The sequence below is a fragment of the Streptomyces sp. NPDC058864 genome, assembly GCF_042742985.1.
Taxonomy (GTDB): domain Bacteria; phylum Actinomycetota; class Actinomycetes; order Streptomycetales; family Streptomycetaceae; genus Actinacidiphila.
Genome location: NZ_JBHYMQ010000011.1, coordinates 20,666 through 45,848, shown reverse-complemented (window position 1 = coordinate 45,848; position 25,183 = coordinate 20,666). Strand labels below are relative to the sequence as shown.

The 25,183-nt window shown below is 72.8% G+C and carries 19 protein-coding genes; 15 read left to right on the top strand and 4 right to left on the bottom strand.

What is annotated here, in order from left to right; translation table 11 throughout:
• Nucleotides 1-46: 46 nt before the first annotated feature.
• Nucleotides 47-523 carry a MarR family winged helix-turn-helix transcriptional regulator gene (locus ACFW3D_RS11365; RefSeq protein ID WP_500503824.1) on the top strand — a complete coding sequence of 159 codons (477 nt, stop codon included), beginning with the start codon at nucleotides 47-49 and terminating at the stop codon, nucleotides 521-523.
• Nucleotides 524-566: 43 nt separating this feature from the next.
• Here ACFW3D_RS11365 and ACFW3D_RS11360 read toward each other — a convergent pair whose 3' ends face one another.
• Together ACFW3D_RS11360 and ACFW3D_RS11355 are read right to left on the bottom strand one after the other, a co-directional pair.
• Nucleotides 567-1,376, bottom strand: coding sequence for an SDR family NAD(P)-dependent oxidoreductase (locus tag ACFW3D_RS11360; protein ID WP_500503822.1), 810 nt, complete (start codon nucleotides 1,374-1,376; stop codon nucleotides 567-569).
• Between the two features lie 124 nt (nucleotides 1,377-1,500).
• Nucleotides 1,501-2,346 carry a GNAT family N-acetyltransferase gene (locus ACFW3D_RS11355; RefSeq protein ID WP_500503821.1) on the bottom strand — a complete coding sequence of 282 codons (846 nt, stop codon included), beginning with the start codon at nucleotides 2,344-2,346 and terminating at the stop codon, nucleotides 1,501-1,503.
• 157 nt (nucleotides 2,347-2,503) lie between these two features.
• Between ACFW3D_RS11355 and ACFW3D_RS11350 the strand changes: the two genes are divergently transcribed.
• Nucleotides 2,504-4,603 (top strand): HEAT repeat domain-containing protein, encoded by a 2,100-nt coding sequence (locus ACFW3D_RS11350; protein WP_500503819.1) that lies wholly within the window; start codon nucleotides 2,504-2,506, stop codon nucleotides 4,601-4,603.
• 35 nt (nucleotides 4,604-4,638) lie between these two features.
• Here ACFW3D_RS11350 and ACFW3D_RS11345 read toward each other — a convergent pair whose 3' ends face one another.
• Nucleotides 4,639-5,682: a multicopper oxidase domain-containing protein gene (locus ACFW3D_RS11345; protein WP_500503925.1), complete on the bottom strand. Its 1,044-nt coding sequence runs from the start codon at nucleotides 5,680-5,682 to the stop codon at nucleotides 4,639-4,641.
• Between the two features lie 201 nt (nucleotides 5,683-5,883).
• On the opposite strand from ACFW3D_RS11345, the gene ACFW3D_RS11340 reads away from it, so the two are divergent.
• Together ACFW3D_RS11340 and ACFW3D_RS11335 are read left to right on the top strand one after the other, a co-directional pair.
• Nucleotides 5,884-8,364 (top strand): ThuA domain-containing protein, encoded by a 2,481-nt coding sequence (locus tag ACFW3D_RS11340; RefSeq protein ID WP_500503817.1) that lies wholly within the window; start codon nucleotides 5,884-5,886, stop codon nucleotides 8,362-8,364.
• A gap of 47 nt (nucleotides 8,365-8,411) precedes the next feature.
• Nucleotides 8,412-10,577, top strand: coding sequence for an OmpL47-type beta-barrel domain-containing protein (locus ACFW3D_RS11335; RefSeq protein ID WP_500503924.1), 2,166 nt, complete (start codon nucleotides 8,412-8,414; stop codon nucleotides 10,575-10,577).
• Nucleotides 10,578-10,725: 148 nt separating this feature from the next.
• Here ACFW3D_RS11335 and ACFW3D_RS11330 read toward each other — a convergent pair whose 3' ends face one another.
• Nucleotides 10,726-11,166 carry an ADP-ribosylglycohydrolase family protein gene (locus ACFW3D_RS11330; protein ID WP_500503815.1) on the bottom strand — a complete coding sequence of 147 codons (441 nt, stop codon included), beginning with the start codon at nucleotides 11,164-11,166 and terminating at the stop codon, nucleotides 10,726-10,728.
• Nucleotides 11,167-11,363: 197 nt separating this feature from the next.
• Between ACFW3D_RS11330 and ACFW3D_RS11325 the strand changes: the two genes are divergently transcribed.
• The 11 genes from ACFW3D_RS11325 (at nucleotide 11,364) to ACFW3D_RS11275 (ending at nucleotide 25,175) form a co-directional block, all read left to right on the top strand.
• Nucleotides 11,364-12,488: an MFS transporter gene (locus tag ACFW3D_RS11325; RefSeq protein WP_500503923.1), complete on the top strand. Its 1,125-nt coding sequence runs from the start codon at nucleotides 11,364-11,366 to the stop codon at nucleotides 12,486-12,488.
• 450 nt (nucleotides 12,489-12,938) lie between these two features.
• Entirely contained in the window at nucleotides 12,939-13,550 is a 612-nt protein-coding gene (gene wrbA, locus ACFW3D_RS11320; protein ID WP_500503813.1) for an NAD(P)H:quinone oxidoreductase, read from the top strand.
• Between the two features lie 94 nt (nucleotides 13,551-13,644).
• Nucleotides 13,645-14,325 carry a hemerythrin domain-containing protein gene (locus tag ACFW3D_RS11315; protein ID WP_500503811.1) on the top strand — a complete coding sequence of 227 codons (681 nt, stop codon included), beginning with the start codon at nucleotides 13,645-13,647 and terminating at the stop codon, nucleotides 14,323-14,325.
• A gap of 192 nt (nucleotides 14,326-14,517) precedes the next feature.
• Nucleotides 14,518-18,270: a S8 family serine peptidase gene (locus ACFW3D_RS11310; RefSeq protein ID WP_500503809.1), complete on the top strand. Its 3,753-nt coding sequence runs from the start codon at nucleotides 14,518-14,520 to the stop codon at nucleotides 18,268-18,270.
• Between the two features lie 55 nt (nucleotides 18,271-18,325).
• A complete protein-coding gene (locus tag ACFW3D_RS11305; protein WP_500503806.1) occupies nucleotides 18,326-18,805 on the top strand; it encodes a hypothetical protein in 480 nt (159 codons plus the stop codon).
• Nucleotides 18,806-18,826: 21 nt separating this feature from the next.
• On the top strand, nucleotides 18,827-19,312 hold the full coding sequence (locus ACFW3D_RS11300; protein WP_500503804.1) for an RrF2 family transcriptional regulator: 486 nt from the start codon (nucleotides 18,827-18,829) through the stop codon (nucleotides 19,310-19,312).
• 127 nt (nucleotides 19,313-19,439) lie between these two features.
• Nucleotides 19,440-20,405 carry an RNA polymerase sigma factor SigJ gene (gene sigJ, locus ACFW3D_RS11295; protein WP_500503802.1) on the top strand — a complete coding sequence of 322 codons (966 nt, stop codon included), beginning with the start codon at nucleotides 19,440-19,442 and terminating at the stop codon, nucleotides 20,403-20,405.
• Entirely contained in the window at nucleotides 20,402-20,857 is a 456-nt protein-coding gene (locus ACFW3D_RS11290) for a carboxymuconolactone decarboxylase family protein (protein ID WP_500503800.1), read from the top strand. The genes sigJ and ACFW3D_RS11290 overlap by 4 nt, the downstream gene beginning before the upstream one ends.
• 54 nt (nucleotides 20,858-20,911) lie before the next feature.
• On the top strand, nucleotides 20,912-23,080 hold the full coding sequence (locus tag ACFW3D_RS11285) for a SpoIIE family protein phosphatase (protein ID WP_500503798.1): 2,169 nt from the start codon (nucleotides 20,912-20,914) through the stop codon (nucleotides 23,078-23,080).
• Between the two features lie 478 nt (nucleotides 23,081-23,558).
• A complete protein-coding gene (locus tag ACFW3D_RS11280; RefSeq protein ID WP_500503796.1) occupies nucleotides 23,559-24,257 on the top strand; it encodes a sigma-70 family RNA polymerase sigma factor family protein in 699 nt (232 codons plus the stop codon).
• Nucleotides 24,258-24,449: 192 nt separating this feature from the next.
• The gene (locus ACFW3D_RS11275) at nucleotides 24,450-25,175 is read left to right on the top strand and encodes a hypothetical protein (protein WP_500503794.1); all 726 of its coding nucleotides are present in this window, start codon (nucleotides 24,450-24,452) and stop codon (nucleotides 25,173-25,175) included.
• Nucleotides 25,176-25,183: the final 8 nt, after the last annotated feature.

Here is a 25,183-nt window from a genome sequence, read left to right as displayed (position 1 = left end):
TCAAGCATGCATCGATATGATTGACGTGTCAAACAGAGGGGCGCACATGGGACGCAGACTCGGGCCGCTGCCCACCACCGAAGAACTCCGGATCTGGCGTGACTTCATCGAGACGACGGAGCGGCTCCGCTCCCACCTCGCGTCACGCCTGCAGAGCGACTCCGCGCTGTCCCCCGGGGACTACGCGGTCCTGCTCGCGCTGCACGAGGCCGAGGGCCACCGCCTGCGCTCCTCCGAGCTGGCGGCGGCGATCGGCTGGGAACGCAGCCGTCTGTCGCACCACCTCGGCCGCATGGAACGGCGCGGGCTGATCCGGCGCGTGGAGTGCACCACGGACAACCGGGGTGCCGAGGCCGTCCTCACCGACGACGGCGCCCTGGCCTTCCGGGGGGCCACGCTGCCGCACCTCGGCGCCGTCCGGGAGATGTTCGTCGACACCCTCACGCCGGAGCAGCTGGCCGCCGCCGGAGAGATAGCCCAGGCCCTGCGTGCCCGGCTGGACGCGGCCTCGGGCCCCTCCTGAGGCCGCCGGGGCCGGTCGGGGCCGGGCAGGCCGGTTGGGCCGGTCAGGGCCGGGTGTAGCGGTCGCTGATGACGCCGCGCAGGCCCGCCGCGTTCCGCAGGCCCTGCCCCCGTGCTGCCTCGTCCTCCCAGGCCGCCATGTCGGGCAGGGTGGGGATGCAGACGAGTTCGCCCATGTCCAGGCCGACGAGGGTGGCGCGGACCAGGTCGTCGGCGTCGACGAACGACTCCTGCGGGAACAGGGCGGAGTCCACGCCGGAGGCCTCGAAGAACTCGGTGCGCACGGGACCGGGCAGCACGACCTGCACGCGGATGCCGCTGCCCTCGACCTCGCGTTGCAGGGCCCGCGAGAAGTGCAGGTCGTAGGCCTTGCTCGCGGCATAGGCGGTGCCACCGGGCGGGGCGTGGAACGCGCCGATCGACGACACGTTGATCAAGGTGCCCGAGCCGTGCCGGTCGAAGGAGAGCAGGGCCGCCCGGGACAGCCGGGTCAGCGCGAGCACGTTCACCGCCACGAGACGGTCCAGGTCGGCGGGCGCCGCCTCGCGCAGCGGCCCGAGGGCTCCGAGGCCGGCCGCGTTGACGACCACGGCGAGGCTGTCGTGGTCGAGGACGGCCCGCTCCACCAGGGCCAGGCCGTCCGGGTCGGCGAGGTCGGCGGCGAGGACGGTCGCCTCCAGACCGGTCTCTCGGCGGACGGACTCGGCGAGCGCGCCCAGCCGGTCCGCGCGGCGGGCGACGAGGATCGGCGCGTAGCCGCGCCGGGCCAGCTGCTCGGCGTAGCAGCGCCCGATCCCCGAGGACGCGCCGGTGATCAGCGCGGCTCCGGCGCGGTCTGCCTGTTCCTGGGCCATGGGCACCTTCCGGGTGAGGGGCCGGGACCCGTCCCGTCGTGCGGACCCGGTCCTCCCATGGTCGGGCCCCGGAGGGCCGCCGCGCCCCGCGGACGGCCGGCGCGTCGCGACCGCCTGCGCCGCATCACGCCTCGGGCGAGGACCGCCAGACCCAGTTGCGGCGCTCGTACGCCACCTGGAATCCCAGCCGGCGCATGTTGTGCAGCGAGGAGTTGCGGGTGCCGGGCGCCTCGGCGCCGGTCTCGGCGACCAGTACGCGGCAGCCGAGGTCCCGCGCCCGGGCGGCCCGGGCGGCCAGCAGGGCGGTCTGGCCGCCGCGCCTGCGGGCGTGCGGCAGCACCGCGCCGGCGAACATCTGGGCCGCCTCGCCGCGAACGTGCATCGTGCCCGTGCCGACGATCTCCCCGTCCAGCCAGGCCGCGAACGGGTGCCACCCGGGCTCCGCCGCCGAAGCCGCGGTCATCGGCGCGTAGTGCTCCTCGGGCATGCCGAACGCACGGGTCACCACCGCGCCCCACTCCTGGGCGTGGTCCGCCTTCAGCGGGGCGACCCGGATCCCGGCGGGCGGCTCCAGCGCCTGCGCGCGGGTCACGGCCTCCTCGACCGGACAGACGAGCTTCACCCAGGACGAGCCCGCCGTGATGCCCTCGCGTCCGCAGATGTCGTCCCAGTCCTCGGGCAGGAAGGCGGGCGCGATCTGCAGCACGGCCTGCGCGGTGCCCTCCGCGCGGTAGAACTCGCACACCTCACGGATCACCTCCGCCGTGACCGGGGCGGTGACGCCGAAGCCGAGCGCCTTGCTCCAGTAGTGGGTTGGGTCGTGGCGCATCGACAGCACGACACCGCCGCCGATCCGCGCGGCGTTCATCCCGAGCGCCACCCGGACGGACTCGGGCGCCTCCATCTCGAACCGGTACATCGCCTCGGCCTCGGACTGCTCCGCGACCGCCGGGGGGACCACTGTGTTCATGGGAGGCCTGGCTCTCTTCTCCGACCCGTGCGCTCCGCCCGCGAGCCGGAACGCGACCCCTGAGGGGGAGGGGCCGCGCGGATCATATATCGACAAAATGACGCCCGGGCCTCCTGTCGCGGCTCCGCTGTCAGTGCCTTCCGGCAGAGTGCCGCCCATGATCGACGAACGAGAACTCGACGCCATCGACTGGGCGTCCATGCACCATGCGTACGGCACGGCGGCAGAGGTCCCGGCGTGGCTGAGGGAGCTGGCGTCCCCGGACGCCGAGACCCGCGGAAAAGCCCTGAGCCACTTCTACAGCGCCGTCCACCACCAAGGGGACGTGTACGCCAGTACGACGGCGAGCCTGCCCTTCCTCTTCGCCCTGGCCGACGACCCCGCCACACCCGACCGGGCCGCGATCGTGCGGCTGCTGGTCAGCATCGGGGCTCACGCGGTCGAACGCTGCGGATACGACTACGCCGACGGGCCGGACCACAAGGGAAGCGCGGTCGTGGTGCGCGAGCGCGCGGAGTCCTTCGTCTCGTACGCCTGCGACGACGACCGCCAGGTGCGCCGGGCGGCGATCGGGGCACTGGGGCTGTTCGTCGACGACGCCGACCGGGCGGCCGCGCTCCTGCGCGACCGGCTGCCCGCTGAGGACGGCATCGACGAGCGCCTGGCCGTCGTCGAGACCGCGGCCACGCTCGCGCTGCGCCTGCCGGAAGCCAGGGACGCCGTGAGCGTCTGGCTCGGTGCGCTGGCCGCCGACACGGAGGCGGACCCGCCTACCCGGCTCGCCGCGCTCGTGCACGGTGCCCGCTGCGACCCGGGACGCATCGGTGCCGGCACGGTGCCCGAGGCCGTCGGCCTGCTGCGGCAGAGCACGCCCGCCCCGGCACCCGGGACCGGGGACGAGGCGGCCGGATGCGCCACCGGGAAGTGCCGGTGCGCCGCGCCCGGGGCGCCCGCGGCGGCGCAGAACGTGCCGCCGCAGGTCGCCGCCGCGTTCGAGGACCTCGACCGGTACAACCGCGTGCACTCCCCGGTCACGACCTTGCTGCGGAACTTCCACGAGGTACTGGACTCGCGCGTCGCCGAGCGCACCGCGCTCCTGACCGAGCAGATCGGCAGCCCCGATCCGGCCACCCGTCACGACGCGATACGCATGGCGAAGGAGCTCATGGGCTCCTGGCGCGGCGACCACACCGCCCTCATCTCGCGGCTCGGCGGCTGCCTGCTCCCCGGCCGTCCGTACACCGCCGCCGAAGCCGCCGAGGTCCTGGGCGCCCTGAGCGCGATCGCCGAACCCGCCCGCGATGCCCTCGCCGCATACGTCACGGCCCAGCGCGACACCTACGGGCCGGAGGCCTGGGCCACCCCGCACCCGCTGCCGCGCCGCGCGCACCAGCAGGCCGTCATGGCCCTCGCCCGCCTCGGTGACCCGCGTGCCCTGCCCTGTCTGCTGACGGCACTGGACGGCGGCGTCGACGCCTGGCGTGCCGTGCAGGTGGCCGGCCACCTCGACTTCGCAGCCGACCGGTTGGTGCCGCGGCTGTGCGGGCAGCTCGCGGGTGTCGACGTGTCCGCGGAGTGGCAGGACATGAGCACGAACGCCCTGCTCTCCGCGCTCGCCAGGCTGGGCGATCCGGCGGCCGTGCCGGTGATCGCCGAAACCGTCACGGCCGCGGCGCGCCACGAGCAGTGGCGCATCACCGCCTCCGCCCTCGACGCACTCGCCGCTCTCGGGACCGCGGCCGCACCCGCCCTCGACACGGTCCGGGGACTCGCCCGGGCCGACGACCCCGCCGTGCAGGTGGCCGCCGCGGCCACCCTGTGGGCGGCGGACGGCGATCCGTCCGCCGTCGTGCCCCTGCTGGACGGCCTCCTCGACAGCCACCGGGACCACGCGGCGGCCGACGTGCTCGCCCGGATCGGACCGCCGGCCGCCCCCGCGCTGCCCCGCCTGCGGAGCATGCTGACCGCCGACTACGAGTGGACCCGCGTCCACGCCGCGAGCGCCCTGTGGGACATCGGCGGTCCGGCCGAGGCGCCCGTCGTCGTGCGGACCCTCCTTGCCGCCTGGCAGCAGAACGGCGCGACGTCGAACCACGTGCTGGCCTGCCTCGGCCGGATGGGTACCGCCGCGGAGGAGGCCCTGCCCCAGGTGCGCGAGGAGCTGACCCGTACCCGCCGCAGTGGCCGGTTCGGAAGCGTCGAGCACGACGAGGAACTGCAGCGGACCTGCCGCGCCTTCCTCGCGCACTTCTCCTGACTCCAGGAGGAGGGCTCACCGCCGCGGGACGCACGTCACCCCATGTCGTGGTGCGCGTGCTCCCCGCCGGAGGGCGTCTTCGCGCCACTCTTCGCGGACTTCGCCGCCCCCTCGGGGTGGTCCGGGTGGTGCGGCTCGTAGCCGGGGATCGTGCCGTCGGGCTTCGCGACCAGGAACATGCCGGCCATCCCCATGTCGGAGTGGCTCTGGACATGGCAGTGGTACATCCACGCGCCGGCGCCGACGTGTTCGCCCGCGATGACCTGGAAGCCGAAGGAGTCCGCCGGTCCGGTGATCTTGTTGTCGATCACCCGGCTGGGGTCGTCGGGGCCGGTCAGCAGGCCCGTCCTGTTGTCGGCCCAGCGGTGACCGTGCATGTGGAACGTGTGGTAGTACTCGCCGTGCGTGATCATGATGATCTCGACGCGATCGCCCACCGTCGCCTCGAAGTCCGGGGTGTCGGCGCCGGTCCTGTTGTTGATGGTCATGTCGTTGAAGACGATCGTGAACTGCTTGTCCGGCAGGATGTCGCCCTTCCTGCGCACGACCACCGGCCCGTAGAGGCCCTTGCGGATCCCGCCCGTTCCGTGGTCCGTGCCCACGACGTGGTCGTGGTAGTGCCAGTAGCCCGCGCTGCCCGGTCGCCACGTGCCGTCCTTGCGCCGGCCCGGCGCGTGGGTGCGCCAGGTGTACGTACGCGTGCCGCCCGGCTCGACGTGACTGCGGGTCATCCGGGTGCCGTCGCTGGCGATGTCGTAGTCCATGCCGTGGACGTGGAGGCTGGCGTCCACGTCCGAGGCGTTCTCGAACTCGATGTGCAGGGTGTCGCCCTCGACCAGTTCGATCAGCGGGCCCGGGACGGTGGCCTTGCCCTTCTCCAGGCCGTAGCCCATCTGCCCGTTCGGCAACTGCTCGGCGTAGAGCTTGAGGTGGCGCACCTGGCCGCCGGCCGGTGCGGTGGGCGGTGAGGGCTCCGCGGAGGAAGCCGTGGGTGCGGAGGCCACCGCCAGCGAGGCCGACCCGGTGGCGGCGACCACGCCACCGGCCAGCAGCCGCCGGTTGAAACTCCTTCTGTCCAAAGCCATACCGGTCTCTCCAGTGCCGTGAGGAGACGGTCGGGGCGCGAGGGTCCCCGGGGACGGCCACACGGTAGACCAGCGACCCCTGTTTATCCACAGTCGGGACAAAGTTGGTGAGATTCCGTCTATAGCTATTGGCGGACCGTCAAAAGCCGTCTAGCTTCAGGCGCTGTTGCTGTGACCACGGAGGGTGGGTGAACGATGCACAACGCACCACATCACCGGTCGAGATCCCGGCGCCGCAGGACCGCGGTCCTGGTGGCGGGGACCCTGGCGGCATCCCTGCTGGGCGGCACCGCCGCCACGGCCAGACCGTATCCGGAGCCGGTGCCGACAACGTTATCCCTGCCGTCGCCACCGGGCGGCAAGAACGTCAAGGTCCTGGTGTTCCACGCCTCGGCCACCGAGGAGTCCCCGACCGTCGACGCGGGCATCGAGGCGATCGAGGCGATCGGCCTGTCCGGGCCGGCCGCCCAGCGCTTCAAGACCGTTGCGACGGACGACGCCTCGGTCTTCACCAGCGCCAAGCGCCTGGGCACCTTCAACGCGGTCGTCTTCCTGACCGGGGGCGGGGATGTGCTCGACCCCGAGCAGGAAGCCGGCCTGGAGGCCTACATGGAGGCCGGCGGCGGCTTCCTCGGCATCCACGACGCGGCGCGCACCGAACCGTACTCCGACTGGTTCGCCGGTCTCGTCGGCGCGCGGCCCGCGGCCACCAGCCCGGCCGCCGTCCAGCGGGCCGTCGTCGAGATCCCCGACCGGGTCAATCCGGCCACGAAGGACCTGCCGCTGGAGTGGAAGCGGCCCGACAAGTGGCTCAACTGGGCGAGCAACCCGACCGGCAAGGTGCACACCGTCGCCAAGGTCAGGGAGAGCAGCTACCAGCCGGGAACCGGCGCCAACGGCGTCGACCACCCCGTCTCCTGGTGCCGTGACTACGACGGCGGCCGCTCCTTCTACACCGCGATGGGCGGTACGGCGGAGTCGTTCGCCGAGACCGACTTCCGCGACCACCTGCGCGGCGCCCTGCAGTGGACCACCCGGCTCTCACGCGCCGACTGCAAGGCGACGATCGACGCCAACTACAGCGCGGTGAAGGTCACCCAGCCCAACCAGCCCGGTCAGCAGGACCAGATCGGCGAACCGCACGGCATGGTCGTCGCCCTCGACGGGCGGGTGCTGTACATCGGCCGCGGCGGCGGCGCCAACGGCGCCCCGGTGGTGACCGACTGGAACAACCCCGACATGGGCAAAGGTCTCGGCCAGGTCCACGTCTACGACCCGGCGACGAAGAAGGTGACCCTCGCGGGCGCCCTGACCGTCTTCGGCAACAAGGGCGGCGGCGACGAGCTCACCAAGGTCGAGGAGGGGCTGCTCGGCATCGAGCTCGACCCCGCCTTCGAGACCAACGGCTGGGTGTACCTGCACTACACCCCGCACTCCGGCCTCGACCGCGACAAGCACGTCGCGGAGCGGCGCGTCTCCCGCTTCACACTGGACCTCGCGAGCAACAAGCTGGACCTCGCCTCCGAGAAGGTCCTGCTCAAGTGGCCCGTCCAGGTCCACAGCTGCTGCCACGCCGGCGGTGGCATGGCCTGGGACTCCAAGGGCAACCTGTACATCGCGACCGGCGACAACAACTCGTCCGGATTCAGCGACGGTTACTCCGGCAACAACCCGCAGCCCAACTTCAAGGGCCTGTCCTTCGCCGACGCCCGCCGCACCGCCGGCAACACCAACAACCTCAACGGCAAGATCCTGCGCATCCACCCGGAGCCGGACGGCACCTACACCCTGCCCGAGGGCAACCTGTTCACCGGCAAGGAGCAGGACGAGGGCGGCGGCAAGACCCGCGGCGAGATCTACGTCATGGGCGTGCGCAACCCGGCGCGGATCTCCGTCGACAAGAAGACCGACATCCTCTACGCGGGCTGGGTCGGCCCCGACGCGGGCGCGCCGAGCACGACCTGGGGACCGGCGAAGTACGACACGTTCGCCGCGATCACCAAGGCCGGCAACCACGGCTGGCCGTTCTGCATGGGCAACAAGCAGCCCTACCGCGACCGCAACCTGCCCGACCCGAGTAAGCCGCTCGGCTGGTACGACTGCGACGCCCCCAAGAACGAGTCGCCGAACAACGACGGCCTGGTGAACCTGCCGCCCGTCACCGGCAACACCATCTGGTACTCCCCGCAGGGCGGCGCCCCCGACTTCCCGCGGGACGCCAACGGGATCCCCAGCTACAAGAACGAGGAGGCCACCTACCTCCTGCCGTGGCTGAAGGGCGGCGGCCAGGCCACCATGGACGGCCCGGTCTACCGCTACGACGCCACGACCGCGGGCGACGGGGCGTGGCCGCGGTACTGGGACGGCAAGTGGTTCGTCGGTGACTTCTACGACGCCGACAACCCGCGCCACGCGGTGCTGACCGACCCCAGGACCGTCGGCAAGGGCGGACTGCCCGTCACCGCCGAGTCGCTGAAGAAGATCATCCCGGTCGGCCAGGGCGGCATCCGCAACCTCATGGACTGGAAGTTCGCGCCGGACGGCTCGCTCTACGTCCTCGACTACGGGCGCGGCTTCTTCACCTCCGACTCCCAGTCCGCGCTGTGGCGTGTGACGTACAAGGGCGGCGAGGCGACCCCCGCCGCGAAGGACCTGGTCAGGAAGGCGGAACAGTGAGACAGCGACCTCTACGCCCACTGGTGGCCCTGCTGGGCGCGCTGCTGATGGTGCTGGGGCTCACCTCGACCGTCGCGTACGGACGCACCGACGACCGTGCGGCGGCCGGCGGGACCACGGCCGCCGCCCAGGTGCTCACCTGGACGGCCAGTTCGCGCACCGACCAGTACGCGAGCTTCCCGACCACGGCGGTGGCCGGCCCGGCGACGCTGGTCTTCGAGAACAGCGCCGCGACCGGCAACGACATCGGCATGCCGCACACGCTCACCTTCGACGTGTCGGACCCCGAGTACAACCACGACGTCCCGCTCAACATCCTGGCCAACCCGGGTGACGACAGCGGCGGAAGGCACACCGCGGAGGTCACCCTCACCCCCGGCCGCTACCGCTTCTTCTGCAGCATCCCCGGCCACGGCCAGATGCAGGGCATCCTCACCGTGACCGAGCCCGGCGACGAGGACACCACCGCTCCCACCACCGCGGCGAACGTCACGGGCCAGAAGAACGCCGACGGCGCCTTCGTCGGCTCCGCCACGGTCACGGTCACCGCGACCGACGACGGATCCGGCGTGAGGACGGTCGAGTACGCGGTCGGTGACGACGGCCCGTGGCAGCCGTACACCACGCCCGTGGTCGTCGACCAGGTCGGCTCCCACACCGTCCGCTACCGCGCCGCCGACCAGGCCGGCAACGTCGCGGCCGAGAAGTCCGTCGCCTTCGACGTGGTCGCGCCGCCGACCGACGACACGACCGCGCCGGAGACCTCCGCCACCGTCAGCGGGGAGAAGGACGCCGACGGCAACTACCTGACGATGGCCACGGTCACCGTCACCGCGTCGGACACCGGGTCCGGCGTCAACACCATCGAGTTCGCCGTGGGGGCCGGCGGCGCCTGGCAGCCGTACACCGCGCCGGTGATGGTGCACCAGGTCGGCTCCCACACCGTCCGCTACCGCGCCGCCGACAAGGCGGGCAACGCCGCGGCCGAGAAGTCCGTCGCCTTCACCGTCGTGGCACCGCCCGCCCAGGACACCACCGCGCCGGAGACCTCGGCGACCGTGACCGGCACCAGGAATTCCAACGGCGCCTACATCACCAGCGCCAAGGTCACCGTCACCGCGACCGACGCGGGCTCCGGGGTGGACCGGATCGAGTACTCCCTCGACGGCGGCCCCTACCTCGCCTACTCCGTCCCCGTCATCGTCGACCGGATCGGCTCCCACACGCTCGCCTACCGTGCCACGGACAAGGCGGGCAACACCTCCACGGCCCGCGAGGTGACCTTCACCGTCGCGCAGGGCGGCGGCGTCCCGCCGCCCGACTGCCCCGAGTACGACGAGCGGCTGACCGTCATCGTCGGCACCGTGGACTCGGGCGTGCCGAACCGCCTCACCCGCAGCCGCTGCACCATCAACGAACTGATCGAGGACGAGAAGGACTGGTCCTCGCACGCCCTGTTCCTCAAGCACGTCGACGGCGTGCTCGACCGGCTGCTCGCCGACAACGTCATCGACCAGCGCGAGTTCAACAAGATCACCAAGGCCGCCAAGCAGTCGAAGATCGGCAAGCCCGGTCAGACGAAGGGCTACCGCGACCTGTTCGACGGCACCGAGGCGTCCCTCGCCAAGTGGGAGCAGGTCGGCGGCGGCCGCTTCACCCTCTCCGGCGACGGTGCCATCACCAGCAGCACGACCGTCCCCGGCATGGGCATGCTGTGGTTCCCGGAGCGCACGTACGGCGACTTCTCGCTCAAGCTCCAGTTCCGCGACGACGCCCCGGGCACGGGCAACGCCAACGGCGGTGTCTTCATCCGCTTCCCGAACGTCCACGACCACCCCGAGGAGTCCCGCCCCGAGTGGGTCGCCATCAACTACGGGCACGAGATCCAGATCCTCGACCGCCCCGACGGCGACATGTACAAGACGGGCTCCGTCTACGGCTTCGACCGCGTGGGCCTCGGCGGCGCCGGCGTGACCCCCAAGGGCACCTGGAACGACTACGAGATCCGCGCCGAGGGCCAGCACTTCACGATCCTGCGCAACGGCGTCGTCATCAACGAGTTCGACAACGTCTGCGGCCAGGTCTTCACCCCGCCGCGCGCCGGGGACCCGGGCACCGACGGCCGGCGCTACGCCACCGGCTACATCGGCCTCCAGGTCCACAGCACGACGGACGTGATCTCCTACCGCGACATCCGCGTCAAGGAGCTGTGAGCCGGCACCCCTGACGGCCACGTGGGTCCCCGCCGCATCCGCGGTGGGGACCCGTCGCGCTGCGCTGCCGCGTCCTTCGACGACCGGGCCGGGTCACCCGTACGGGGCGACGAGGTCGTGGGCGAGGCTGAACAGGAGGCCGGAGAGTTCATGGCGGCCGACCAGCCCGGCGGGCAGGGCCCGTACGCCGTGCGCGGCGCCGAGCAGGGCGCCGCTGACGCAGGCGACGGACGCACCGTCCGGCGGTGCCCAGCACCGCACGGGTCTGGGCGCCGACGTCAGTGGCACCACGGTCCACCCAGCGCCGGAAGCCCGCGGCGATCGCGTCCAGGGACCCGGGGTCGCGCAGATCCGCCCCCGTCGCCGCGACCTGGGCGACGCAGACCTGCATCTGGGTGTCATCGGAGTACTCTCCGGGCCGGTACGGCCCCAGACCACCGCCGATCATTCCCGGCCGTTGGTCCTCGCGCAGGGTCGACGCGAACTCGTAGGGCACCCCGAGCGCGTCGCCGGCGGCCGCCCCGAGCAGTACCCCGGCCGCGCGGTCGATGCCCCGCGCGTCGAGACGGAAGCCGGGATCACGGGTCATGGCGCGCCAGCCTCGCACGTCACGCCCCTTCCCGCCAAGGAGTCCGCCGCCGGCGACCCCGGGCCCCGCCCGGCGGCGCCGAACCCCGACGATCCGACGGTCCGTCAGCTAGCTTGGGAGGCGTGATCGAGCAAGCCCGCGGGAAACGCCGTGCACGGAGCGCGTACGTCGCGGCGGCGGGTGTCTTTGCGGTCGGCATGGCCGGGACCACGCTGCCGACGCCCCTCTACGGCCTCTACCGCGAGCAGATCGGGTTCTCCGAACTGGTCGTCACCGTCGTCTTCGCGGTCTACGCGATCGGGGTGATCGCCGCCCTGCTCGTCGCAGGCGACTTCTCCGACGTCCTCGGCCGGCGGCCGGTGCTGCTGGCCGCACTGGGGCTGTCGCTGCTGAGCGCGGTGTGCTTCCTGCTCCAGGACGGCCTGCCGCTGCTGTTCGCCGGACGGCTGCTGTCGGGCTTCTCGGCCGGGTTGCTCAGCGGGGCCGCCACGGCCGCCGTGCTCGAACTGGCGCCCCCCGAGCTGCGCGCACGGGCCGGACTCGCCGCCACCGCCGCCAACATGGGCGGCCTGGGGTGCGGGCCGCTGCTGTCGGGAATCCTGGCGCAGTACGCGCCGTGGCCCCTGCGGCTGCCCTTCCTGGCGCACATCGCCCTGCTGCTGGCCGCCTTCGCCGTCACCCGCGCCCTGCCCGAGACGGTGACGCTCCGCAGCCCGCGTCCACCACTGCGCCCTCAGGGCATGGTCGTCCCGCCGCGGACACGCGCGGCCTTCGTGCCGGCCGGACTTGCCGCGTTCGCCGGCTTCTCCATGCTCGGTCTGTTCACGGCGGTGGCGCCGAGCTTCCTCGCCCTGACGCTGGGGGAGCGCAACCTCGCCGTCATCGGCCTCGTCGTCTTCTCCGTGTTCTGCGCCTCCACCGCAGGCCAGATGCTGATGGGCCGGCTGGGCGTGCGGCGCGCGCTGCCCGCCGGGTGCCTGGCGCTCACGGCCGGCATGGCCGTGGTGGCGGCCTCTTTGGTGGTGGAGTCCCTGCCGGTGCTGGTCGTGGGCGCCCTCGTCGGGGGCCTGGGCCAGGGCATGTCGTTCCGCGCGGGCCTGACCGGCGTGAGCGCGGTGGCTCCCGAGGAGCATCGCGGCGCGACGATCTCGGCCTTCTTCGTCGTCGCCTACGTCGGCATCTCCGTACCGGTGGTCGGCGTCGGCGCCCTCACCCTCGCGCTCGGCCTGCGGGACGCGGGAGTGGCCTTCGCGATGTACGTCATCCTCGTGTCGGCCGCCGTGGGCGTGTTCCTCCTGCGCCGTCCGCCGCGCACGGAGTGACGGCCCTGCGGGCCACGGGTTCATTCCGGCCACGGGTTCATTCCGGCACGAACGCGATGTGCCGGACCTGATCAGCCGTCATGGCGGCGGTGCCACGGTCCGGATGGCCGGTGACACGGCGGCGCGCCGTCGGGACCGGTCCGGCCCGGTGCGCCGGGGGACACCACGGACCGGCGCACCGGGGGGACACGGCACGGTCGTCACGCGGCCTGGAGGCTGTGCCTCAGGGCCGTGGAACTGCGTGCCCGAGCCATGACATCACAAAGTGCTTGCGTCCGCAAATGTGCACACAGGGTGACTGCCGTGGCGCTCCCGGGATATTTGCTTGCGTACGCATGTTCCGTTACGGTGCTGAGCACGAGGCAGAACCTCGTGCCGGCCTCCCCGTGGGCGCCATCGCCGATCCGCGCCCGGGGCGCCGCGGCATTTCCCCCAGCAAGGAGTGAAGACGTGACACGCGTCGCCATCATCTACTACTCGGCCACCGGATCCGTGCGCAGCCTGGCGCAGGCGATCGCGGAAGGCGCACAGAAGGAGGGGGCCGAGGTCCGGCTGCGCCGGGTGGCGGAGCTCGCGCCCCAGGCCGCGATCGACAGCAACCCCGTCTGGGCCGAGAACCACCGGACCTCGCAGGAGATCCCGCAGGCCGAGCTGGACGACCTCGACTGGGCGGACGCGGTGCTGTTCGGCTCCCCGACCCGCTACGGCCTCCCGGCCGCGCAGCTCAAGCAGTTCCTGGACCAGACCGGCGGCCTGTGGGCGCAGGGCAGGCTCGCCAACAAGGTCTACGCCTCCTTCACCTCCGCGGCGAACGCCCACGGCGGCCAGGAGAGCACCATCCTGGCGATGAACAACACCTTCTACCACTGGGGCGGCCTCATCGCGTCCCCCGGTTACACCGACCCGCTGCTCTTCGCGGCCGGCGGCAACCCCTACGGCCCGTCGCACCCGTCCAACAACGGCGCCGACCTGCCGGACCCCAGCCGCCTCGAGGCCGCGCGCTACCTCGGCGGCCGCGTGACGCGCATCGCCGCCGCCCTCAAGCCCGGCGGCTCCCTCTGACCGGACCGGCCGATCCCGGGCCGCCGTCCCGTCCGGGGGCGGCGGCCCGCCGAAAGCGGGTCCCGAAGGGGTTCCCGCAGCAAGTGAGGTTCAAGTGACGCCTGTGAACGGGCCCATGGCGGACGTCCGGGACATGTACATGGCGCACACCATGCTGCGCCGGGAGTTCCGACTCCTTCCCCGGCTGGTGCGCGACGTCGAGCCGGGCGACACCGGGCGCGCGGAGACGGTCGGCGCCCACGCCGAACACGTCTGTTCCGTCCTCCACCTCCACCACGAGGGCGAGGACCTGCTGCTCTGGCCGCGCCTGCTCGAGCGCGCGGGCGACCGTGCGGCGGCGATCGTGCCGACGATGGAGGAGCAGCACGCCGCCATCGAGGAGGCCCATGCGGAGGTGACCGTGCTGCTGCCGCGGTGGCGCGCCACGGCGCTGGACGGCGGGCGGCTCGCGGACGCCCTCGACCGGCTGCTGCCCGCGCTCCTGGAGCACCTGGCGCTGGAGGAGAAGGAGATACTCCCGCTCGCCGAGCAGTACGTCACCGCGGCCGAGTGGCGGCAGCTCGGAGAGCACGGGATGGCTCGCACGCCGCAGGAGGTCCTGCCGCTGTCCCTCGGGATGGCGATGTACGAGGCGGACCCCGAGGTCGTCGAGGCGCTGCTCGCCGAGCTGCCCGAGCCGCAGCGCTCGGCGCTGACGGGCGCCGCACGACACGCGTACGCCGCCCACGCCGAGCGCGTGCACGGCACCGCCACCCCGCCCCGCATCGGCGACTGACCCCGTGCGCCCGGGGCGGGTCGACGACGCCCCGCCTCGGGCGCCGGTTCCCGGTGCCGCGCGTCAACTCGTCTGCCCCGCCTCCCTGGTGGAGGCTGTCAAGATCTTTTCGAAATCTCAGGGATGTGATCGTATTCGCCCAGGAAATCGCAAGGAGGAACAGTGTTGTTCTCCACGGCTCGAAGAACGGGCTTGGCGGCTCTGGGCACCGCGTCCGCCGTACTCATCACGCTCCTGAGTCCCGCGCCGGCGGGGGCGGCCGCGTCCGCCGCACCACCGGAGGGGCCGTCCGGCCGTTCGGGCGGTCCGGCGCGCACCGTCACCCTCATCACCGGGGACAAGGTCGTCGTCACCCCGGGGACCGGCGGCGGGCGTGACACGCTGAGCGTCGAGCGCCGTCCGGGGGCCGCGGGTTCGGTGCGGATCGTCACCGAGGGGGGCGACACCTACGTCTACCCGGACGACGCGCTCGCGTACGTGGCCGCGGACCGCCTAGACAAGCGGCTCTTCAACGTCACCGGGCTGATCGCGCAGGGCTACGACGACGCGCGCGCCCCGCGGTTGCCCCTGATCATCACCGGCGGGAACCCCGCCGCCCTGCGCCGCAGCGGTGACGCCCTGCCCGGCGCGCAGACCCGCCGCGACCTGCCCTCCGTCGGCGGCGCGGCGGTCGCGGCCGACCGGTCGGAGGCGGCCGACGCCTGGGCCGCGCTCACCGCGGGCCGCACCGTCTCCTCAGGGCCGGACGGCGCCGGGTCCCGACGGGCCGCCGTGGAAACGTCGTTCACCGGCGGCATCGGCAAGATCTGGCTGGACGGCAGGACGAAGGCGACGCTCGCCGACACCACGGCCCAGATCGGCGCCCCGCAGGTCTGGGAGTCGGGTGACACCGGCGCAGGCGTGAAGGTCGCCGTGCTGGACACGGGCGTCGACCCCGAACACCCGGACCTCAAGGACCGGATCGTCAGCACCCGCAGCTTCGTTCCCGACCAGGACGTGCCGGACGGCAGTGGTCACGGGACCCACGTCGCCTCCACCGTCGCCGGCACCGGCGCGGCGTCGGAGGGCAAGGAGAAGGGCGTGGCGCCCGGCGCCGACCTGGTGGTCGGCAAGGTGCTCGGCAACCGAGGCGAGGGACAGGAGTCCTGGGTCATCGGCGGCATGGAGTGGGCCGCCCGCACGGAGCACGCCAAGGTCGTCAACATGAGCCTGGGCAGCGCCGAGCCCAGCGACGGCACGGACCTGATGAGCCGGAGCCTCGACGCCCTGAGCGCCGAGACCGGCACGCTGTTCGTCGTCGCGGCCGGCAACAGCGGCCGGGGGGCGACGCCGTACACCATCGGTTCCCCGGCCGCCGCCGAGGCGGCGCTGACCGTGGGCGCGGTCGGCTCCTCCGACGAGCTCGCGAACTTCTCCAGCGTCGGTCCCCGCGTCGGCGACGAGGGCCTCAAACCCGACCTGACAGCCCCCGGTGTGGACGTCCTGGCCGCCCGGTCGCAGTACGCGGGTGAGGGGGAGGGCCCCTACACGACGATGAGCGGGACGTCGATGGCCTCGCCGCACGTCGCCGGTGCCGCGGTCCTGCTGGCGCAGCGGCATCCCGACTGGCCGGCCGGCCGGTTGAAGGACGCCCTGATGAGCACCAGCAAGGCGACGCCCCACCTGACCGCGTACCAGGGCGGTTCGGGGCGCGTCGACGTCGCGGCCGCGGTCCGTGCCGGGGTCACCGCGACCGGTTCGGCCTTCCGCTTCCTCGCGTGGCCGAACGCCGGTACCGGAGCCGTCGAGCAGGAGATCACGTACACCAACTCCGGTGACGAGCCGGTGACGCTGCGGCTCGCGGTGGAGGCGGCCGCCTCCGACGCCGGCGTCTTCACCCTCTCCGCCGACCAGGTCACCGTGCCGGCCCACGGCAGCACCACCGTCGAGGCCGTCGCCGACCCGGCGGGCCTGGCGCGGGGCAACCACACCGCCCAGGTTGTCGCCCGCGACGCCGGCGGCGCGGTGGTCGCCCACACCGTCACCGGCGTCGGCCTCGAACCCGAGCGCTACGACCTCGACATCGCCATGAAGGACCGTACGGGCCGGCCGATGACCGGCTGGATCCACCTCAAGGGCGCCCTTAGCAGATCCACCACGGCCTACGAGATCCCCGAGAGCGGGGAGCTGAGCCTGCGTCTGCCGGCCGACACCTACACGGTGGTGTCGTACGCGGACGTCGAGGGCACCCACGGCCCGGACTCCCGGGGCATCGCCCTGCTGAGCGCGCCCGAGGTGGACCTGACCGCGGACCGGCGGGTCGTCCTCGACGCCTCGAAGGCGCACCAGGTGCGGGCCGTCACACCGAAGCCCGCCACCCTGGTGAACACCCGGCTGGACTTCTTCCGCTCCTTCACCTCCACCGAGCCCGGCCCGGACGACTACGGCGCGATGCGGGAGAACGTGGTCGTCGGCCGGGGCTACGACAGCGTCTGGGCCCAGCCGACCGGTGCCAAGGTGCGGCACGGCAGCTTCGTGTTCGCCACCCGCCTGCGCGCCCAGCAGACGCCGCTCGACCTGTCCTACGACGGCGAGAGGATCGACGACGCCCTCGCGCAGGAGGGCAGCGCCGCCCTCCCCGACGGCACGTCCACCCAGGACGCGGTGTTCGCCGGCGCCGGTTCGCCGCAGGACTTCGCGAAGGTGCGGGTCCGCGGCAAGGTCGCCGTGGTCCGCCACAGCGCCGAGGTCGCGCCCTCGGTGCAGGCCTCCGCCGCGAAGGCCGCCGGGGCGAGCCTGCTGCTCGTCGCCAACGACGGGGTGGGACGGCTCGCCACGTGGTACGGGGAGCCTGACTACAGCGCCGCCGTGGACGTGCCCGTCGTCTCGGTGGGCAAGGACGAGGGCGAGGCACTGATCGCGAGGATCGCCGCGGCGCGCGAGCACCGGGTGCGGCTCCGGGTGGCGGCGCATCCGTCCCCCGCCTATGTCTACGACCTGGTCAAGTACCACGCGGGCGCGGTGCCGCAGGACGTGACGTACCGCGCGGACCCGGACCGCCTGGCACGCATCGACCTCGACTTCGCCCAGCCGCAGGGCAAGCAGGCCATGGAGCGCAGGACGGACTTCCCGGCGTACGAGTGGGCCACGGGATACTCCTTCGGCCTCGAGCCCATGGCCCCGGGGCGGCGCACCGACTGGGTGACCGCGGGGGAGGACGCCACCTGGCAGCAGACCGCCTCGGTCACCGGCTGGGTGGGCGCGGTCAACAGCCCCACGTCCTACCGGCCGGGCAGCCTCCAGCGGGAGCGCTGGCTCGGCCCGGTCCTGCGGCCGCGCATGTCGGACAGCGACAGCCAGGTGCGTGACGACACCTCGCTCTCGCTGGTCGTCCCCGGCTGGAGTGACTCGGGGGCCCCGCACACGGGCTCCGCGGGAGCGGAGACGATGACCACCCACGTCTCACTGCTCCAGGGCGGCACCACGCTGCTGACGACGGACAGCCCCTACGTCAACGCCTTCGACCTGCCGGCCGAGTCGTTGCCGTACCGGCTCGTCGTCGACACCGCCGGTGATCCGGCGCTGAGCCCGTACTCGTCGAGGACCCGCACGGAGTGGGACTTCGTGTCGGGCAAGGCGCAGTCGGGGACCGTGCCGCTGGTGCAGCTCGACTACGGCACGGAACTCGACGCCGCGGGCAGGGCGCACAGGTCCGGGGACGTCTCCATCACCCCCTCGGTGCTCGGGACTTCGGCGAAGGACGCGGTGTCCTCGGTCCGGCTGGAGGTCTCCTACGACGACGGGGCGTCCTGGCACCGGCAGGACCTGAAGGAGCGTCAGGGCGCCTGGCGCACCACGCTGCGCGCACCTTCCGCTGCCGCGTTCGTGTCGCTGCGCACCAGCGCCACGGCACGCAACGGGGGGTCCGTCTCGCAGACCGTCATCAGGGCCTTCGGCCTGAAGTGACACCAGGGGCACCGCGCCGGCGTCCTTGCGCCGGCGCGGTGCCATACTGCGGTGCATGCGGGGGGACTTCGTCAAGGACGTGCCCAAAGTGCCGTGCGCCGTGGCGGTCGGCTGCCTCATCCTGACGCTGGGCGTCGCCTGGTTCCTGTACGGCCAGGTCCGTGGCGCCGACCGGATCGACGCCTCGCCCGTGCGCGTGGACGGCGTGGTCGAAGAGGTGACGACCGGCAAGGAAACGAGTGCGCGGGTCGGGTACGACATCGCCGGGCGGCACCATGCCGAGGACGACCTGCCCGTGCCGCACATGCCCGGCCGCGTCGTCGTGGGCGCCCACCTGTGCCTGGAGGCCGCCGCGGACCACCCGCGGACCGTGCGCCTCTGCGGTCAGCGCTACCCGGCGGGAGACGACATGCCGCCGACCGCCGTCCTCGGCATCGTCGCGGGCACGGCGGGCACGCTCTGTGCCGCCGGCTTCGTGGTGTCCGGGCTCCGCGACCGCCGCCCATCCCGGTCCGAGGGCTTTGACGCGCGATAACCGGATGTCTATTATCCAGATATGCGAACGGGTAAGGGCGTCGAGTGGGCGGTGCACACACTGCTCAACCTCGCGTGGCTCGGGGACGGTGAGGCGGTCCCGACCGCGCGACTCGCCGCCGGTCACGATCTGTCGCCGTCCTACCTGAACAAGCAGCTCCAGCAACTCGTCAAGGCGGGGCTGCTGGAGTCGGTGCCCGGTGCGCGCGGCGGCTTCAGGCTGGCCCGCCCGCTGGAGGCGGTGTCGATGCTGGACGTGGTCCTCGCCGTCGAGGGGGACGACCTCCTGTTCCGGTGCGCGGAGATCCGCCGCTGCGGCACCATCGGCGAGCGGGTGCCCGCCGGCGGCTTCAGCCGCCCTTGTGCGGTGAACAGCGCCATGGGGCGGGCCGAGCTGGCCTGGCGGAAGGCGCTGGCACAGCAGAGCCTCGCCGACGTACGGGCGGAGGCCGAGGCGCACGCCCCGGCGGTGGGCACGTACGTACGCGACGGGCTCGGGCGGGACTGAGCCGCCGCTCCCCGGCCCGGTGCCGCACCGCTCCCGCGCGGCCCGATCGTGGCATGGTTCACTGATTCAGGATAAGAAACATCTCGATTTCCTGCCGAGCGTGGGGGGTGAAGGAGGTTACGTCAGCATGAGCGCCACACGTGTGCCCGGGCCCCCCGCGGTGCTCGAGGCCGAGTGGGAGACGCACCGGCCCGCCGTCTTCGGCGTGGCGTACCGCCTGCTGGGAAGCGTTGCCGATGCCGAGGACGTGGCCCAGGACGTGTGGCTGCGGGCGGCCGTGGCGGATCTGCGCGGCATCGGCGACCTCCGGGCCTGGCTGGTCACGGTCGCCGCCCGGCGGTCGTACGACGTCCTGAAGTCCGCACGCGTCCGCAGGGAGACCTACGTGGGGCCCTGGCTGCCGGCGCCGCTGCTGACGGGACCGGACGCGTCGGAGCCGGTGCTCGTCGACGAGTCCGTCGGCTCGGCGATGCTCCTGGTGATGGAGGAACTGACCCCGCCGGAGCGCGTGGCCTTCGTCCTCCACGACGTCTTCGGCCTGGAGTTCAACCGGATCGCCGACGTACTGGACGCCTCCGCACCCGCCGCCCGCCAGCTCGCCTCGCGGGCACGGCGGAAGGTGGCCAAGGCGAGGCAGTCCACCCCGCAGGCGTCCCGGGCGGAGCGGGAACGGCTGCTCGTCGCGTTCCGCGCCGCCTACGAGGCCGGTGACCTGGCCGGGCTCGTGCGGCTCCTGCACCCGGAGGCCGTGTACGTCACCGACGGCGGCGGCAGTGTCTCCACCGCGCGCAAGCTCGTCCACGGTGCCGCGCGCATCGCCAAACTGATGGTCGGCGTATGGCTCCGGTGGCGTTCGGACCGCATCGACCTCGTCGAGGTCGGCGGCGAGCCGGCGCTCCTGCACCACCGTTCGGGCCAGGTCTTCTCGGTGGACACCGTGGAGGTCGAGGACGGCCTGATCACCACGTACCGCAGGGTCCTCAACCCGGAGAAGATCTCCCACGTCCAAGCCGGCGCGCACGGCGACCGCGCGGGACGGCGGACCCTCGACAAGGCTTGCCCGACAGGAAACACCAGGAGGAGAGACCCATGACCGAGCAGCAGCGCGTCAACATCGGAAAGCAGCACCCGGCCAGCTACAAGGCGCTTCTCGCGCTGTCCGAGACGGTGGAGGAGAGCACCGCCGCGGCGGGTCTCGACCCGCTCCTGGTGGAACTGCTGAAGATCCGCACGTCACAGATCAACGGCTGCGCCTTCTGCCTGCGGATGCACACGCGCGACGCCCTCAAGAAGGGCGAGAACCCGGACCGCATCGCGGTGCTGCCCGCATGGGAGGAGGCCGGCTACTTCTCGCCGACCGACCGCGCCGCCCTGCGCCTGACCGAGGCGATCGCGCACGTGTCGGACGGGCACGTCGCCGACGCGGACTACGAAGCGGCCGCCGCCGTGCTCACCGAGGACCAGGTCTCGGCGGTCGCCTGGCTGGCGACGGTGATGAACGCTTTCAACCGCGTCGCGATCACCAGCCGCTACCGGGTCGCCTGAGCCACCCGCCGGCGCCCCGGGCGGGGCAGGCCGCTCCGGACGTACGGTTGAGCCATGCGCGCTACACCGGACGACGGTGCTGCCCAGGCGTACGCGAGCACCCCTTCCGACGCCGCCGGACGGGGGCCCCGGGCGGAACTGGACCGGCTGCTGGACCTCGCGGCGCGTGAGACGGGTGCCCACGCGGGCGCGCTGTTCCTGCTGGCGCCCGGGGGAGACGCGCTGCGGCTCGAGGTGACCACGGGCATGCCGGCGGACTTCCTCGCGCCCTGGTTCGGGGTGGGCCTGTCCGACCACGTGCCGGTGGCCGACGCGGTGCGCGAGCGACGGCTCGTGTGGCTGAGCAAGCCCCAGGAACTCGCCCGCCGCTACCCGCGCACGGCGATCGCCATGCCGTACCACTTCGCGGCGGCCGCGGCACCGGTGCTGACCGGCGCCGCACCCTGGGGAGCGCTCCTGCTCTTCTGGCCCTGCTGCGACGCCGCCGAGCACCCCGGGCCCGGCCACGACCTGGTCGGCACCGCCTGCCAGCGCATTGCCCGGTTCCTGGAGGAGGCCGCGGACGCCGGGCACCCGGTCGTCCCGGTGGCGCACCCGCGGACGATGCCCCAGCCGTCCGTCCGGGAGTGGGAGCCGGCGCAGGCGCTGGCCGCGGCGCAGTTCGCCGAACGGCTGCCGGGAGGCAGCTGCACCCTCGACCTGGAGGGCCGGTTCACCTACCTCAGCGAAACCGCGGCCCGTCTGCTGGGCGGCACCGTCTCCGGCCTCCTCGGCAGGCGCCCCTGGCAGGCACTGTCCTGGTCGAGCGATCCCGTCTTCGAGGACCGCTTCCGGGCCGCCGTGGTCGGCCGGCAGCCGGAGTCCTTCACGGCGATGGTCCCGCCGGACCGGTGGCTCGCGTTCGAGCTCCACCCCGATGCCACCGGGGTCAGCGTCCGCGTCGTGCCGTACGCCCGCTCCCGTCGGCGGAAAGTGGCACCCCCCGGTACGCCGGCTCCACGCGGCGGGCCCATCGCGCTGGGCGAGCTCTACCAGGTGCTGCACCTGGCCGCCGCCCTCTCCGAGGCCGTCGGCGTGGTCGACGTGGTCGACCTCGTCGCGGAGCAGATGCTGCCGACCTTCCGGGCCCAGACCCTCGCCATGGCCCTGTCCGAGGAGGGCGGCCTGCGGTTCGTGGGCTGCCGGGGCTTCAACCCCTGCCCGACGGAGATCTTCAACGGGGCGGCGCTCGGCTCGCCGGCCGCGGTCGGGGCCCTCGCCGAGGGCGTGCCGGCCTTCTACGCCACCTTCGACGAGGTGGTGGCCGCCTACCCGCACGCCCTCCGCCGGGAGGGTCTGCACGCCTGGGCCTACCTGCCGCTGATCGCGTCGGGGCGGCCCGTCGGCGTGTGCATCCTCGCCTTCGACCGGCCCCACCACTTCACCGGGAACCAGCGCACCGTGCTGACCGCGCTGGCGGGACTGATCGCCCAGGCGCTGGAACGGGCCCGCCTCTACGACACCAGCAAGGAACTCGCGGAGACCCTGCAGGCGACCATGCTCCCCGACTCGCTGCCGGACCTCCCGGGGCTGGACGTCGCCGCCCGTTACCTGCCCAGCGTCAGCGGCATGGACATCGGCGGCGACTTCTACGACCTGGTCCGCATCGACGACACCACCGCGGCCGCGGTTATCGGCGACGTCCAGGGCCACCACGTCAGGGCGGCCGCGCTCATGGGCCGGATCCGCCCCGCCATCCGCTCCCAGGCCTCCGCGGGGGCCGCACCGGCCGAGGCCCTCTGCCAGGCCAACCGCCAACTGGTGGAGCTCGACCCGGGCCGCTTCGTCAGCTGCCTGTTCGCCCGTCTCGACCTCGCACGGCACACGGCCCTCCTGGCCACCGCCGGCCACCCGCCGCCGGTGCTGCTCCATCCGGACGGGTGCGCAGAGGTCCTTTCCGTGCCGCCCGGGCTGCTGCTCGGCATAGACCCCGAGGCGGAGTACCCCACCACCGAGATCCCCCTGGAACCCGGTGCCGTCCTCGCCCTGTACACCGACGGACTCGTCGAGACCCCGGGTGTGGACCTCGACGACGCCATGGGCGGGCTCGCCGCCCGCCTCGCCCGGACGGCTCCCCTGTCCATGGACCGGCTCGCCACGGACCTGATCGACCAGGCCCGCCGGACGGCCCCCCGCACGGACGACATCGCACTGCTGCTCATCAGGTGCGTCGACGCCGCGTAACGGCCGGGGCGCGCAACCAGGGTGACGGTGCGTCAGTGGCTGGGGAAGCGCCGCGTGACCTCTCCGCCGCCGCGGCCGTGGAAGACGGGGTCCTCCGCCTCGACGTCGGGGACGACCGCACGCATGCCCGGGGCCGTGCCCGCGCAGCCGAGGTGAGTCCTCCGCCGAACACGATCCACCACGTGGAGCCCGGCGGCGTGAGGCGCACCGCACGCCGGTCCGCACCGGCGGAGCACGCGCGCCGCGTGGCCCCGCACGGCGCGTGGTTCCGCCGCAGGGACCGGGCCGGTACACGGGGGCCGGCGCAGGCCCGGCCACGCGGACCGGTCACAACCGCGGGGGCCGCCTCGTCTCCCTGACAGGACCGGAAGGACACTGGACACCCGCACCGCGGACCACCCCCGCACGCCCTCGGACTTCGGCGAGGTTGATGCGTGCGGCCGCATTGTGTGGTCTCGTACGAGAGGGAGGATGCCGCATGGACGTTGCAGGTGACGCGGTGCCGATCGCGGAGCTGCTCGACGAGCGCCGGCATCTGCTGGAAGTCGCCCACCGGATGTCGGGTGGCCGCCGCGACGCGGAGAGCGTGATCGACGAGACCTACCGCCGGTGGTTCGCGCTGTCCGACGCCGAGCGCGCGGGGATCTCGTCGCCCCGGGCCTGGCTGTCGGCGACCGCCGGCGGCATCTGCCGGGGCCGCCCGGCTGCCGCGTCCGGCGGGGACCGCGACACCGGTCGCGGCGTTGCGGAGCCGGGTGACGACGAACTCACCGCCGCCGCACGCCGCTGGCTCCAGGCGCGGCGCTCCGGCCCGTCGGCCTCGGTGGAGCACGACGCGGTGGTCCGTGCCGTCGGGGAGGCCTGTGCGGCGGGCGACGCCGCGTCGCTGGCGTCCGCGCTGTCCCCGGACGCCATGGCCGTCTTCGACGGCGGTGGCAAGGTGCGGACGGCGGTCCGATCGGTGCACGGCGGCGAGCAGGTCACGCGCACCCTGCTGACGCTGCTGGGCCCCCACCCGCGCACGACGCTGACGGCCCAGTCGGTGAACAGCCGTACCGGACTCGTCGCGCGCTGCGACCGCACCGTGGCCGCGGTGATCAGCCTCGACGTCACCGACCGCCGTGTCGCACAGGTCTGGGCCGTGCTCAACCCGGAGAAGCTCCGCCGGTGGAATTGACGTGCGCATTCCTCCGGAATTACCGGTCCCGAATCCCGAGGCGAAATTCCGGACGCCTGATCTGTCACTTCCGCGGAGGCCGTGTCGTCTCCCTGACGGGAACGTGATCGCGAACTCGCGATCGCGCGCCCCGGGCGCCGCTCCCGCAGTGCCGGCGCCCGTCGACAAGTGCAGACAGAATGGAATGCAAGCGTGACGACGATGCTCGACCGCTATTTCGAGATCGTGGACTCCGCCGACAGCGGCGACAGCCACCTGGACGGCCTCCGTGACGTCCTCGCCGAGAACGTGGTGCTGATGCACAGCGGGGAAATGGTCCAGGGCCGGGAACCGGCCGTCGGCCTCCATCGGGCGCAGGCGGTCAAGTGGAAGGAGTCCAGCCTCCGTTGGACGTCCTCCGTGGTGGCGGACGGCTCCTTGAAGGGCACGTGGAGCCGGACGGGAACGGACCTCCGGGGCAACGGCTGCTCTGCCAGCGGCGAGGTCTCCGCCTCCCTGGACGCGGACGGGCGGATCTCGCGGCTCCACCTCACGCTGACCGGAGGGTCGGACCCCGCCCGGGTGCTCATCGCCAAGCACCTGGAGGTCTGGATGACCCCGGACCCCGCCGAGCGCGCCAAGGCGATGGAGGGCATCTACACGCAGGACATCACGTTCATGGAGCCCGACCAGGTCCTCGTGGGCCGGGACGCCGTCAACGCCTACATCGACGTCGTGCAGCGCCAGGCCCCGCCGCTGAGCGGCATCGTCACGGGTCACTCGCAGAACCGGGAATTCATCCACTGGGCCTGGGACTTCGGTTTCCCGGGCGGCAAGTCGGCCCTGGGATCGGAGATCCTCCAGTGCGACGGGGACCTGATCGGGAAGGTCGTCATCTTCAGCGGTGACATGGACATCGTCACCGAGGGCATGCGGTAGCCGGCACC

Excerpts from the sequence above, each read along its gene's own strand:
- ACFW3D_RS11365 (WP_500503824.1), top strand. The coding sequence starts at position 47 with ATGGGACGCAGACTCGGGCCGCTGCCCACCACCGAAGAACTCCGGATC.
- ACFW3D_RS11360 (WP_500503822.1), bottom strand. The coding sequence starts at position 1,376 with ATGGCCCAGGAACAGGCAGACCGCGCCGGAGCCGCGCTGATCACCGGC.
- ACFW3D_RS11355 (WP_500503821.1), bottom strand. The coding sequence starts at position 2,346 with ATGAACACAGTGGTCCCCCCGGCGGTCGCGGAGCAGTCCGAGGCCGAG.
- ACFW3D_RS11350 (WP_500503819.1), top strand. The coding sequence starts at position 2,504 with ATGATCGACGAACGAGAACTCGACGCCATCGACTGGGCGTCCATGCAC.
- ACFW3D_RS11340 (WP_500503817.1), top strand. The coding sequence starts at position 5,884 with ATGCACAACGCACCACATCACCGGTCGAGATCCCGGCGCCGCAGGACC.
- ACFW3D_RS11335 (WP_500503924.1), top strand. The coding sequence starts at position 8,412 with ATGGTGCTGGGGCTCACCTCGACCGTCGCGTACGGACGCACCGACGAC.
- ACFW3D_RS11330 (WP_500503815.1), bottom strand. The coding sequence starts at position 11,166 with ATGACCCGTGATCCCGGCTTCCGTCTCGACGCGCGGGGCATCGACCGC.
- ACFW3D_RS11325 (WP_500503923.1), top strand. The coding sequence starts at position 11,364 with ATGGCCGGGACCACGCTGCCGACGCCCCTCTACGGCCTCTACCGCGAG.
- ACFW3D_RS11305 (WP_500503806.1), top strand. The coding sequence starts at position 18,326 with ATGCGGGGGGACTTCGTCAAGGACGTGCCCAAAGTGCCGTGCGCCGTG.
- ACFW3D_RS11300 (WP_500503804.1), top strand. The coding sequence starts at position 18,827 with ATGCGAACGGGTAAGGGCGTCGAGTGGGCGGTGCACACACTGCTCAAC.
- sigJ (WP_500503802.1), top strand. The coding sequence starts at position 19,440 with ATGAGCGCCACACGTGTGCCCGGGCCCCCCGCGGTGCTCGAGGCCGAG.
- ACFW3D_RS11290 (WP_500503800.1), top strand. The coding sequence starts at position 20,402 with ATGACCGAGCAGCAGCGCGTCAACATCGGAAAGCAGCACCCGGCCAGC.
- ACFW3D_RS11285 (WP_500503798.1), top strand. The coding sequence starts at position 20,912 with ATGCGCGCTACACCGGACGACGGTGCTGCCCAGGCGTACGCGAGCACC.
- ACFW3D_RS11280 (WP_500503796.1), top strand. The coding sequence starts at position 23,559 with ATGGACGTTGCAGGTGACGCGGTGCCGATCGCGGAGCTGCTCGACGAG.